The 12,518-nt window shown below is 66.4% G+C and carries 7 protein-coding genes and 2 tRNA genes; 8 read left to right on the forward strand and 1 reads right to left on the reverse strand.

Translation table 11 applies throughout. The features are described 5' to 3' along the window. The 8 genes from dnaA to ACQP1O_RS00040 all read left to right on the forward strand — a co-directional run bounded on the left by dnaA (position 1) and on the right by ACQP1O_RS00040 (position 12,278). Positions 1–1,965 (forward strand): chromosomal replication initiator protein DnaA, encoded by a 1,965-nt coding sequence (dnaA, locus tag ACQP1O_RS00005; protein ID WP_433563901.1) that lies wholly within the window; start codon positions 1–3, stop codon positions 1,963–1,965. Between the two features lie 802 nt (positions 1,966–2,767). Further along, entirely contained in the window at positions 2,768–3,937 is a 1,170-nt protein-coding gene (gene dnaN, locus ACQP1O_RS00010) for a DNA polymerase III subunit beta (protein ID WP_433563902.1), read from the forward strand. A gap of 163 nt (positions 3,938–4,100) precedes the next feature. Further along, positions 4,101–5,285, forward strand: coding sequence for a DNA replication/repair protein RecF (gene recF / locus ACQP1O_RS00015; RefSeq protein ID WP_433563903.1), 1,185 nt, complete (start codon positions 4,101–4,103; stop codon positions 5,283–5,285). A gap of 112 nt (positions 5,286–5,397) precedes the next feature. Further along, on the forward strand, positions 5,398–6,006 hold the full coding sequence (locus ACQP1O_RS00020) for a DUF721 family protein (protein WP_433563904.1): 609 nt from the start codon (positions 5,398–5,400) through the stop codon (positions 6,004–6,006). Between the two features lie 419 nt (positions 6,007–6,425). Continuing rightward, positions 6,426–8,459, forward strand: coding sequence for a DNA topoisomerase (ATP-hydrolyzing) subunit B (gene gyrB / locus ACQP1O_RS00025; protein ID WP_433563905.1), 2,034 nt, complete (start codon positions 6,426–6,428; stop codon positions 8,457–8,459). 89 nt (positions 8,460–8,548) lie between these two features. After that, positions 8,549–11,062 carry a DNA gyrase subunit A gene (gyrA, locus tag ACQP1O_RS00030; protein ID WP_433563906.1) on the forward strand — a complete coding sequence of 838 codons (2,514 nt, stop codon included), beginning with the start codon at positions 8,549–8,551 and terminating at the stop codon, positions 11,060–11,062. 45 nt (positions 11,063–11,107) lie between these two features. Next, entirely contained in the window at positions 11,108–12,067 is a 960-nt protein-coding gene (locus ACQP1O_RS00035; protein WP_433563907.1) for a DUF3566 domain-containing protein, read from the forward strand. Positions 12,068–12,204: 137 nt separating this feature from the next. Then, a tRNA-Ile gene (locus tag ACQP1O_RS00040) sits at positions 12,205–12,278 on the forward strand. Positions 12,279–12,420: 142 nt separating this feature from the next. Here the strand turns inward: ACQP1O_RS00040 and ACQP1O_RS00045 are convergent. Beyond that, positions 12,421–12,493, reverse strand: a tRNA-Ala gene (locus tag ACQP1O_RS00045). Between the last annotated feature and the right edge of the window lie 25 nt (positions 12,494–12,518).

The raw sequence follows: 12,518 nt of genomic DNA on the forward strand, positions 1-12,518 counted from the left end.
GTGGACGACGAGCAGAATGTGCTGACGGCTGTCTGGCCCGAGGTGATCGCCGAGTTGGCGAGTGGTTCCGCGGACGGGGAGATCCAGCCGGTCAGCAAGGCCCACAAGGCGTGGCTGAACACTATCGAACCGATCACCTTCGCGCAGGGCTTCGCTCTGCTCTCGGTGCCGGGCACGATGGCGCAGGTGACGGTCGAGCGGGACCTGCGGGAGCTCATTTTGCGATCCCTGGCCCGCCGCGGTCTCCAGGTCGAGGGCCTGGGCGTGCGTATTCGCGCGCAGCAGCATCCCCCCGCCGGTCGCTCGGGGAATGCCCCGCGGCACGCGCGCATGACCTCCCGGCCCGAACGCCCGCGCGAACCCGAACCCGCGCCTCCCGCGTATCCGGCCGATCCGCCGATGGGCGAGCGTCCACAGCCCATGTATCCGAGTCCGCAGGAGTACGCGGCACCGCGCTACCTGCCTCCCCAGGACTACTCGGCCGAATACGACGAGCGCGATTCCTATCCACCTGTGGAATTCGGGCAGCCGCCGATGGCCGAAGAGTTGCCGATGTCGGCGCCGGACCGTCCGATGCCGGTCGGGGAGCCGCCCGCGCCGCCCCGCCGCCGCGACAACCATCGCAGCGCGCCCATGCCGCCCGGGCAGGAGTCGCTGTTCTCGCCGGACCCCGACGACGGACCCATCCGTCCCGCCTCGCAGCGGTATTCCGACGAACCCCAGCGCTATGCCGATGAACCCGCCCCGCAGCGGTACTCGGACGAGCCCGCGCCCCAGCGTTATTCGGACGAACCCGCGCCGCGCTACTCGGAGGAACCGGCCGCGCGCCGGCCGCTGGACGAGGCGCACGACGACGAACCCGTGGTCAATGTCCGCAATTCGTGGCCGACCTACTTCAACCGGACGCCCGAACGCGAGCCCGCGCCCGCCCCGTCCTCGGCCAGCCTGAACGCGAAGTACACCTTCGACACCTTCGTCATCGGCGCCTCGAACCGCTTCGCGCACGCCGCGGCGGTGGCCATCGCGGAGGCGCCGGCGCGCGCCTACAATCCGCTGTTCGTCTGGGGCGCTTCGGGTTTGGGCAAGACACACCTGTTGCACGCGGCCGGCCACTACGCGCAGCGGCTGTTCCCGGGCATGCGGGTGAAGTACGTGTCCACCGAGGAATTCACCAACGACTTCATCAACTCGCTGCGTGACGACCGGAAGGTGGCGTTCAAGCGCCGCTACCGGGAGACCGACATCCTGCTGGTCGACGACATCCAGTTCATCGAGGGCAAGGAAGGTATCCAGGAGGAGTTCTTCCACACCTTCAACACCCTGCACAACGCCAACAAGCAGATCGTGGTGTCCTCCGACCGGCCGCCCAAGCAGCTGGCGACGCTGGAGGAGCGGCTGCGCACCCGGTTCGAGTGGGGGCTCATCACCGATGTGCAGCCGCCGGAGCTCGAGACCCGCATCGCGATCCTGCGCAAGAAGGCCCGCATGGACCGCCTGGACGTGCCGCACGATGTGCTCGAACTGATCGCCAGCCGGGTCGAGCGCAATATCCGGGAGCTGGAGGGCGCGCTGATCCGCGTCACCGCGTTCGCGTCGCTGAACGGGCAGCCGCTGGATCTGTCGCTGGCCGAGGTGGTGCTGCGGGATCTGATGCCCGACACCGCGACGCTGGAGATCACGGCGGCCACGATCATGGCCGTGACCGCGGAGTACTTCAACACCACGCTGGAGGAGCTGACCGGTCCCGGCAAGGCGCGGCCGCTGGCGCAGGCCCGGCAGATCGCCATGTATCTGTGCCGCGAGCTCACCGATCTCTCCCTGCCCAAGATCGGCCAGGCCTTCGGCCGCGACCACACCACGGTCATGTACGCGGAGAAAAAAGTACGCAAGGAGATGACCGAGCGGCGTCGCGTGTACGACCAGGTTCAAGAACTCACAGCCCGAATCAAACAGCGTTCGCGCTGATCCACAATCCACAGGACCCCACGTCGTCTGACGTGGGGTTCTTTGTTTTCCGGGGTTGTGGATTCCTCGAGGAGTCCTCGAGGAAGGTGTGTGGACTCCTCGAGGAATCCCACTGTTGTCCACCGGGTTGCCCCCAGGCCGTCATGCACAGGGGTGCACAACTTTTCGTGCACAGTTCCCACAGGTGGATTCATCCTCGAGGGCTGACCTGCCCGGATGCGCTCAGCGGCTTGTGGATTCCTCGAGGAGTCCATGTCAGGTCCTCGAGGAATCCTCGAGTTGTCCCCGGTTTCGCTCAGATGTGCGCAGCATGGCCCGAAACGTGGGACCAACTCGAGGATGGCTCGAGGAGAGCTGTGGAGCAGCAGGTCAACTCCACAGCCACGCGTTGTTCATCCTCGAGCCACCCCGACGACATCCACACGCCGCCGGACGCTCCGACCTGGGTGAATGGCCGAAGTCCACAGAACTAACAGGACCTACTACTACTTCAGTTCTTCTTCTAGAAAAGGTTCTTCTAAAACAGGGTGTGTGGAATCTCGGGTTGGGAGGACACGGTTCGATGGGCAGCCCCTCCCCACCCGATCGGGCAGCAAGGAGAAGGACGGGCAAGGGATCGGTGCCGAACGGGTTCAGGGGCAACGACCCTCGGAGCCCACGAGACTTCCGGTGGTGAGCCGGAGGGTCGGCGTAGGCACGTCGGTCTCGCGCAGGTACGGTTTGGTGTCGGCCCCGTGTGCGAGACTGCCGATTACTGATCCGAAGATCCGAACGACCGACAGTGGAGAGGACAGACCGGGCGATGGAGCTTGCAAGCATGAAGTTTCGGGTCGCCCGCGAGGACTTCGCCGAATCCGTAGCCTGGGTGGCCCGCAGCCTGCCGTCGCGGCCTCCGGTTCCTGTGCTCGGTGGCGTGCTTCTCGTGGCTGACGAGGACGGCCTGACGGTCTCCGGTTTCGATTACGAGGTCTCCGCACAGATGCGGGTGGCCGCGGAGGTCGCCGGTCCGGGTCAGGTTCTGGTGTCGGGCCGCCTGCTGGCCGATATCACCAAGGCGCTCTCCAACAAGCCGGTCGACGTGTCGGTGGACGGCACTCGCGTGCTGATCGCCTGTGGCAGCGCGAAGTTCTCCCTGCCGACCATGCCGGTCGAGGACTATCCCCAGCTTCCCGAGCTGCCTCCGCAGACCGGTGAGCTCGCGGTGGACCTGTTCTCCGAGGCGGTCTCCCAGGTGGCCGTGGCAGCCGGCCGCGATGACACCCTCCCCATGCTCACCGGTATCCGCGTCGAGATCGAGGGCCCCAAGGTGGTCCTCGCCGCGACCGACCGCTTCCGTCTCGCCGTGCGCGAGCTGGAATGGCAGCCGGGTCGCGCCGATGTGGAGACCGCGGTGCTGGTCCCGGCCCGCACCCTGTCCGAGTCCGCGAAGACCCTCGGTGCGTCCGATCAGCCGGTGCAGCTGGCGTTCGGTACCGGCACCGACGGCCTGCTGGGCATCGTGAACGGCGGCCGCCGGACCACCACACGCCTGCTCGACGCGGAATTCCCCAAGTTCCGTCAGCTGCTCCCCAAGGAGCACACCTCCATCGCCACCCTCGCGGTGAACGCGCTGACCGAGGCCATCAAGCGTGTGGCCCTGGTGGCCGAGCGCGGCGCCCAGGTGCGGCTGGAGTTCTCCGAGGAGGGCCTGCTGCTCTCCGCCGGTGGCGACGACGCCGGCCGCGCCGAGGAGTGGCTGGAGGCCGAGTTCCGCGGTGAGCCGCTGACCATCGCCTTCAACCCCGGCTATCTGCTCGACGGTCTCTCCGCCTCCCACTCGGATCGGGTGACCTTCGGGTTCACCACTCCCAGCCGTCCGGCCGTGTTCCTGCCGGCGCCGGAGGAAGAGCCCGCCCAGCTGGAGTCGGGCGCGTTCTCGGCGCTCAGCGGCAGCTACATCTACCTGCTGATGCCGGTGCGGTTGCCGGGCTGAGCCCGTTCGGCGACCCATCGGCCCGGCGCGGATGACACACCTGTGCACAGTGTTGACAAACCTGTGAAAAACTCGGCGCGCGTGGCGGATTCGCCGCGCGCGTTCGAGTATCCCCAGCCGGGGCCGGTACTGGACCCGATCGCGGGCATGGTGGACTAGCCGGATGCACGTGCGTGCGCTGTCGCTGCGCGATTTCCGGTCCTGGGAGGCCGCCGAACTCGAACTTTCGCCCGGTGGAACGGTTTTCCTGGGCGCCAACGGGAACGGCAAGACCAACCTGATCGAGGCCGTCGGCTATCTGTCCACACTCGGCTCACACCGGGTGGCGGCCGATGCTCCGCTCATCCGGATCGGCGCGCAGAAGGCCCGGATCGGTGCGACGGTGGTCAATACCGGCCGCGAGCTGCGAGTGGACATGGAGCTGAATCTGGGCGCGGCCAATCGCGCCCAGATCAATCGCTCACCGGTGCGGCGGCCGCGGGAGATCCTGGGGATTCTGCAGACCGTGCTGTTCGCGCCGGAGGATCTGTCGCTGGTGCGCGGGGATCCGGGCGAGCGGCGGCGCTTCCTGGACGAACTGGCCACCGCGCGACTGCCGCGGCTGGCCGGCGTGCGCGCGGATTACGACAAGGTGCTGCGGCAGCGGTCGGCGCTGTTGAAAACGGCTGGGCGCAATGCCCGTTCGGGTGCGCGTGGCGCGGAGATGAGCACCCTCGATGTCTGGGACGGCCATCTGGCGGCGCACGGGGCGGTGCTGCTGGCGCAGCGGCTGCGGCTGGTGCACGACCTTTATCCACATCTTGCACAGGCTTATTCGGATATCGCGCCCGAATCCCGGCCCGCGGCAATCGGTTACCGCAGTGCGAGCCTGCCACCGGAATTCCTGGATCCCGCGCGGGCGCCACAGGCCGAGGACGAGGAGGCGCTGGAGGCGATCCTGCTGTGCGAGCTGGCCGCGGCGCGTCCCAAGGAGCTGGAGCGCGGGGTGTGCCTGGTCGGCCCGCACCGTGACGATCTGGATCTGATGCTGGGTTCCGCGCCCGCGAAGGGCTTCGCGAGTCACGGCGAGTCCTGGTCCTTCGCCCTGGCCTTGCGGCTCGGGGCCTTCCAGCTGCTGCGTTCCGCCGGAACCGATCCGGTGCTCATTCTCGACGACGTGTTCGCCGAACTGGATCGCCGGCGTCGCACCGCCCTGGCGGCGGTCGCCACCGGCGCCGAGCAGGTGCTGATCACCGCCGCTGTGCCCGAGGATGTGCCGCCGGAGCTGGATGCCGCGCCGCTGCGGGTGGAGACCACGGGCGAGGCCGATCACCGGGCGTCCCGGATAGCCGAGTCGGCGTCCATGTGACCTTGCGACGGAATCGCGCGTCGTGCCGGTGAATCCGTCGGTGCGATACGGCAGAATCACGTGACGAACCGCCGATGATCATCGGGATTCCCAGGTGTGGAAGGAGTTGTGGATGGCCGAGCCGACCGAAGGCAACGACCGCACCCCGCCCGAGGCGAATCCTGGTGCCCCCCGCCGATCCAGCGACGAGACCGGCCCGGAACCGGAGTTGCGCGGCGTCGACCTGGCTCGCCGCGCCCTCGAAGAAGCACGTGCCGCGGCGCGCGCGGCCGGTAAGTCGGTGGGTCAGGGCCGAGCCTCGCCGCGCAAGGGTGGCGTCCGTGCCCTGCGGCGGCGCAGCGGCTGGTCGGGTGCGCATCCGGACGAGCGTGATCCGCAGACCCTCTCCGCGCTGGCCATGCAGCTGGCCAAGGGCCGCGGCTGGTCGGCCAAGGTCGCCGAGGGCACGGTTTTCGGCCGCTGGGCCAGCGTGGTGGGCGAGGACATCGCGTCCCACGCGCAGCCCATCTCGCTGGAAAACGGTGTGCTGAGCATTCAGGCCGAGTCCACGGCCTGGGCGACTCAGTTGCGCATGTTCCAGTCCCAGATCCTCGCCAAGATCGCGGCCGCGGTCGGCAACGGTGTCGTCAAACAGCTCCGGATCAACGGCCCGACCGCACCGAGCTGGCGCAAGGGCGAGCGGCATATCAAGGGCCGGGGCCCGCGCGACACCTACGGGTAGGCCGCGAATTCCCGTTCCGGGGTGTTTGTTTCACGTGGAACGAGAAGAGATCGTCACGCGGAGCGGAGATCACGGAGAACCTTCGCGCAAACCGCTCCGGCCCCGCGCTCACATCGCCCGCTGAGGCTTCCGGAACACCCCGCACCCATAACGGGTCATATCGCTGGTCGATTTCATGACCCTACGGCCCACTCAGGGGTGTCATAGGTGGGTTCTCTGTCGGTCGTACCAGTAGGATGGGGGAGTAACTAGCGGCGATACCTCCCGGCGCGTTCCGCAGCGCCCGCGCGTGAGCCCCCGTAATTCTCGAGCAGACAGCGTCTGGGTACTCGAGCAGACAGCGTCTGAGGGCTCCACGCGTGTCATGCACTGTGCCGGGGGGATCAGCAAGTAAGGAGAGCTACCCACCAGTGGCTGCCATGGACTCCAACGCAGAAGGCTCGACCAAGCAGGGCAATCAGTCGTACAGCGCGACCTCGATCACGGTGCTCGAGGGGCTGGAGGCGGTACGCAAGCGCCCCGGCATGTACATCGGCTCCACCGGTGAGCGCGGCCTGCACCATCTGATCTGGGAGGTCGTCGACAACTCGGTCGATGAGGCGATGGCCGGGTATGCCACGCGTGTCGATGTCACCCTGCTGGCCGACGGCGGTGTCGAGGTCGTCGACGACGGTCGTGGTATCCCCACCGATATGCATGCGCAGGGTGTGCCGACCATCGAGGTGGTCATGACCCAGCTGCACGCCGGCGGCAAGTTCGACGGCGAGTCCTATGCGGTGTCGGGTGGTCTGCACGGTGTCGGCATCTCCGTGGTGAACGCGCTGTCCACCCGCCTCGAGGCCGAGGTGAACTACGGCGGCTACCACTGGACGCAGGAGTACAAGGACGCCAAGCCGGGCAAGCTGATCCAGGGCGAGTCGACCAAGAAGACCGGCACCACCATCCGGTTCTTCCCGGACCCGGACATCTTCGAGACCACCACCTTCAGCTTCGAGACGGTCGCCCGCCGCCTGCAGGAGATGGCGTTCCTGAACAAGGGCCTCACCATCACGCTGACCGATCAGCGGATCCACGAGGGCGACATCACCGACGAGGTGGTGAGCGAAACCGCCGAGGCGCCCAAGCATCTCGACGAGAACGCGCCCGCCGCCGAACCGAAGCTGAAGACCCGCACCTATCACTACCCGGGCGGTCTCGAGGACTACGTCCGCCACATCAACCGGACCAAGACGCCGATCCACAATTCGATCGTCGGCTTCACCGGTAAGGGCACCGGCCACGAGGTCGAGGTCGCGATGCAGTGGAACTCGGGCTACTCCGAGTCCGTCCACACCTTCGCCAACACCATCAACACCCACGAGGGCGGCACCCACGAGGAGGGCTTCCGCGCGGCGCTCACCACGGTGGTGAACAAGTACGCGAAGGACAAGAAGCTCCTCAAGGAGAAGGAAGGCAACCTCACCGGTGACGACATCCGTGAGGGTCTCGCCGCCATCGTGAGCGTGAAGATCGCCGACCCGCAGTTCGAGGGCCAGACCAAGACCAAGCTCGGCAATACCGAGGTGAAGTCCTTCGTCCAGCGCACCTGCAACGAGCACATCTCGCACTGGTTCGAGGCGAACCCGGCCGATGCGAAGACGATTGTGCAGAAGGCTGTTTCGTCGGCGCAGGCGCGGGTCGCGGCCCGTAAGGCGCGTGAGCTGGTGCGCCGCAAGTCGGCCACCGATATCGGCGGTCTGCCGGGCAAGCTGGCCGACTGCCGCTCGAAGGATCCGAGCAAGTCCGAGATCTACATCGTGGAGGGTGACTCCGCCGGTGGTTCGGCCAAGTCCGGCCGCGATTCGATGTACCAGGCGATCCTGCCGCTGCGCGGCAAGATCATCAATGTGGAGAAGGCGCGCATCGACCGCGTGCTGAAGAACACCGAGGTGCAGTCGATCATCACGGCGTTCGGCACCGGTATCCACGACGAGTTCGACATCAACAAGCTGCGCTATCACAAGATCGTGCTGATGGCCGACGCCGATGTGGACGGCCAGCACATCTCGACGCTGCTGCTCACCCTGCTGTTCCGCTTCATGCGCCCGCTGGTCGAGCACGGTCACGTCTTCCTGGCCATGCCGCCGCTGTACAAGCTGAAGTGGCAGCGGTCCGAGCCGGAGTTCGCCTACTCCGACCGGGAGCGCGACGGTCTGCTGGAGCGTGGTCTGGCGGCCGGCAAGAAGATCAACAAGGACGACGGCATCCAGCGCTACAAGGGTCTCGGTGAGATGAACCCGAAGGAGCTGTGGGAGACCACCATGGATCCGAGCGTGCGCGTGCTGCGTCTGGTCACGCTCGATGACGCGGCTGCGGCCGACGAGCTGTTCTCGATCCTCATGGGTGAGGACGTGGAGGCTCGCCGCAGCTTCATCACTCGCAACGCGAAGGACGTGCGGTTCCTGGACGTGTAGTCCGGCGGGGCACAGGGGGATCGAACCTCCGGCCCCCTGCCTCCTTGCACTCGGATCCGCCCCAAATGACTTCCTACGGAGACTAATTCATGACTGAGACTTCGCTTCCGCCTTCGGGTGGCGACCGCATCGAGCCGGTCGACATCCAGCAGGAGATGCAGAACTCCTACATCGACTACGCCATGAGCGTGATCGTGGGCCGCGCGCTGCCGGAGGTGCGCGACGGCATGAAGCCGGTGCATCGCCGCATCCTGTACGCGATGTACGACAACGGGTATCGGCCCGACCGCGGCTATGTGAAGTCCGCGCGCCCGGTCGCCGACACCATGGGTAACTACCACCCGCACGGTGACTCGGCCATCTACGACACCCTGGTGCGCATGGCGCAGCCGTGGGCGATGCGCTACCCGCTGGTCGACGGCCAGGGCAACTTCGGTTCCCGCGGCAATGACGGCGCGGCCGCCATGCGCTACACGGAGTGCCGCCTGACGCCGTTGGCGATGGAGATGCTGCGCGAAATCGACCACGAGACGGTCGATTTCATCCCGAACTACGACGGCAAGACCCAGGAACCGGTCGTGCTGCCGAGCCGGGTGCCGGCGCTGCTGATGAACGGCTCCAACGGCATCGCCGTCGGTATGGCCACGAATATCCCGCCGCACAACCTGACCGAGCTGGCCGAGGCCATCTACTGGGCGCTGGACAATCACGAGGCCGACGAGGAGGCCACCCTCGCGGCGTGCATGGAGCGGGTGAAGGGTCCGGACTTCCCGACCTCGGGCTTGATCGTCGGTACCCAGGGCATCCACGACGCCTACACCACCGGTCGCGGTTCGGTCCGTATGCGCGGTGTGGTGGAGATCGAGGAGGACAACCGGGGTCGCACCACGATCGTCATCACCGAGCTGCCGTACCAGGTCAATACGGACAACTTCATCAATGCGATCGCCGAGCAGGTGAAGGACGGCAAGATCGCGGGTGTCTCCGACATCCACGACGAGTCCTCGGACCGTGCGGGTCTGCGCATCGTGGTCACGGTGAAGCGCGACGCCATCGCCAAGGTGGTGCTGAACAATCTCTACAAGCACACCCAGCTGCAGACCTCGTTCGGCTGCAACATGCTCTCGATCGTCGACGGGGTGCCGCGCACGCTGCGCCTGGATCAGATGATCCGGCTGTATGTGAATCACCAGTTGGACGTGATCGTCCGGCGTACCCGGTACCTGCTGCGCAAGGCCGAGGAGCGGGCCCACATCCTGCGCGGTCTGGTGAAGGCGCTGGATCAGCTGGACGCGGTGATCGCGTTGATCCGCCGTTCGGCCGATACCGAGACCGCGCGCAGCGGCCTCATGCAGTTGCTGGAGATCGACGAGATCCAGGCGACCGCCATCCTCGATATGCAGCTGCGCCGCCTGTCGGCCCTGGAGCGTCAGAAGATCCTGGACGAGTTGGCCAGGATCGAGGCCGAGATCGCGGATTTGAACGACATCCTGGCCAAGCCGGAGCGGCAGCGCGCCATCGTCCGTGACGAATTGGCGGAGATCGTCGACAAATACGGCGACGACCGCCGCACCAAGATCATCGCGGCCGACGGCGATGTGCAGGACGAGGATCTGATCGCCCGCGAGGACGTGGTCGTGACGATCACCGAGACCGGCTACGCCAAGCGCACCAAGACCGACCTCTACCGTTCGCAGAAGCGCGGCGGCAAGGGCGTGCAGGGCGCGGGTCTCAAGCAGGACGACATCGTCAAGCACTTCTTCGTCACCTCCACTCATGACTGGCTGCTGTTCTTCACCAACAAGGGCCGGGTGTACCGGGCCAAGGCCTACGAGCTGCCCGAGGCCAACCGCACCGCGCGCGGCCAGCACGTGGCGAACCTGCTCGCCTTCCAGCCGGACGAGAAGATCGCCCAGGTCATTCAGATCAAGTCCTACGAGGACGCGCCCTATCTGGTGCTGGCCACCCGCAAGGGTCTGGTCAAGAAGTCCAAGCTGACCGACTTCGATTCCAACCGGACCGGCGGCATCGTGGCGGTGAACCTGCGCGACGAGGACGAATTGGTCGGTGCGGCACTGTGTTCGGCGGACGACGATCTGCTGCTGGTGTCGGGGCACGGCCAGTCCATCCGCTTCAATGCCAATGACGAGGTGCTGCGCCCGATGGGCCGCGCCACCTCCGGCGTGCAGGGCATGCGCTTCAATGCCGACGATGAACTGTTGTCGCTCAACGTGGTTCGCGACGCGGAGGGCATCTATCTGCTTGTCGCGACGGCGGGTGGGTACTCCAAGCGCACGGCCATCGACGAGTACACGGCGCAGGGTCGCGGCGGCAAGGGTGTGCTGACGATCCAGTACGACGCGAAGCGTGGCAATCTGGTCGGTGCGCTCATCGTCAATGATGATGATGAGCTGTATGCGATCACCTCCGGTGGCGGTGTCATTCGCACCGCGGCGAACCAGGTTCGCAAGGCCGGTCGCCAAACCAAGGGCGTGCGGTTGATGAACCTGGGCGAGGGCGATATTTTGCTCGCGATCGCCCGGAACGCGGATGAGCCCGACCAGGTTGCCGAAGATGACACCAGCGGTTCGGCGAAGCAGTAGTTTCACCACAGCAGCGGCGGCACAAACGGATCGAAGGATTCACCATTGACCACGAATCAGCCGAATGACCAGCGCGGTCATGCCAATGGCGTGACCGAGCGAATCGCCCCGTCCCCGATTCCGCCGCGGCCTATTCCGCGGACCGGCGGGAACGACGGCGGTGCGCCGCAATCACCCGAATTGTCGGACAAGTCCGGCGATTTCGGGCCGGAAGGTAACAATTCGGCAGCGGCCGCGGCACCGGAGGCCGCGGACGCCCAGGGCGGTTCGCCCTTCCAGGAAGGCTGGTCGCAGCTGCCGCAGCGGGAGCCGCAGTCCAACCTGTACCGCCCGGGCCAGGCCCCGACGCCGGGCAGCACCGCCAGCCTCAAGGGCGGCGGTCTGCAGGGCGGCGGCCTCAACGCCGGCGTCTCCAATGCCCGCACGACCACCGACCTGGCGGCCAAGGCGGCGCGCAAGGAGGCGGCCATGGTGAAGTCCGTCGGCATCGACGGACCGACCCGCAGCATCTCCCGCCCTGAACTGGTCAAGGACCTGCCGGATCTGTCCGAGTTGCGGCACCCGTTGCCGCCGCCGGAGCCGATCGCGCCGGCCGGTCCGGTCTCGCCGTCCGCCCCCGCGGCGGTGGCCCAGGCCGCGGCCACCGGTGAGCCGCTGCGCGCCACCGTGCAGCTGCGCCACATCGACCCGTGGTCCACGCTGAAGGTCTCGCTGGTGATCAGCGTGGCCATGTTCTTCGTGTGGATGCTGGCGGTCGGCCTGCTGTACCTGGTGCTCGAGGGCATGGGTGTGTGGGAGCGCCTGAACTCCACCTTCACCGACATGGTCTCGGACAGCTCCAGCTCGGCGCTCATCGACGCGGGCACGGTCTTCGGCTACGCCGGTGTGATCGGTCTCATCAATGTGGTGCTGCTGACGGCGTTGTCCACGGTCGGCGTCTTCGTCTACAACCAGTGCACCGATCTGGTCGGCGGCATCCAGGTCACCCTGGCCGATCCCGACTAGAAACCGCTGTTTCGATCCGCCGCTACGGCCGGTCCGTCCTGCGCTGTGCAGGGCGCTGACCGGCCGTTTTGGTTATCGGCGCTCCGGTACGGTAATCTTCTGCCTCGTTCGAGTCACACACTTCGAACACCCACTGAGGGCCTATAGCTCAGGCGGTTAGAGCGCTTCGCTGATAACGAAGAGGTCGGAGGTTCAAGTCCTCCTAGGCCCACTCAAAAGATCGAAAATGCCTTCCGGGAATCCCGGGAGGCTTTTTTCATTTTCACGATCAGGCCACTGCCGCATCCGGATACGACGCGCACGGAATACGAAAAAGCCGCAGGCTGCGAGGCAGCCTGCGGCTTTTTCGTTTGTGGAGCCTAGGGGAATCGAACCCCTAACCCCTGCCTTGCAAAGGCAGTGCTCTGCCAATTGAGCTAAGGCCCCAGACCTGCACGAAGGTACATGTCGG

The sequence above is a fragment of the Nocardia sp. CA-151230 genome (genome assembly GCF_050942175.1).
Classification (GTDB): Bacteria; Actinomycetota; Actinomycetes; order Mycobacteriales; family Mycobacteriaceae; genus Nocardia.

Coding starts and splice junctions, on each gene's coding strand:
- dnaN (WP_433563902.1), top strand. CDS start 2,768: ATGGAGCTTGCAAGCATGAAGTTTCGGGTCGCCCGCGAGGACTTCGCC.
- recF (WP_433563903.1), top strand. CDS start 4,101: ATGCACGTGCGTGCGCTGTCGCTGCGCGATTTCCGGTCCTGGGAGGCC.
- ACQP1O_RS00020 (WP_433563904.1), top strand. CDS start 5,398: ATGGCCGAGCCGACCGAAGGCAACGACCGCACCCCGCCCGAGGCGAAT.
- gyrB (WP_433563905.1), top strand. CDS start 6,426: ATGGACTCCAACGCAGAAGGCTCGACCAAGCAGGGCAATCAGTCGTAC.
- gyrA (WP_433563906.1), top strand. CDS start 8,549: ATGACTGAGACTTCGCTTCCGCCTTCGGGTGGCGACCGCATCGAGCCG.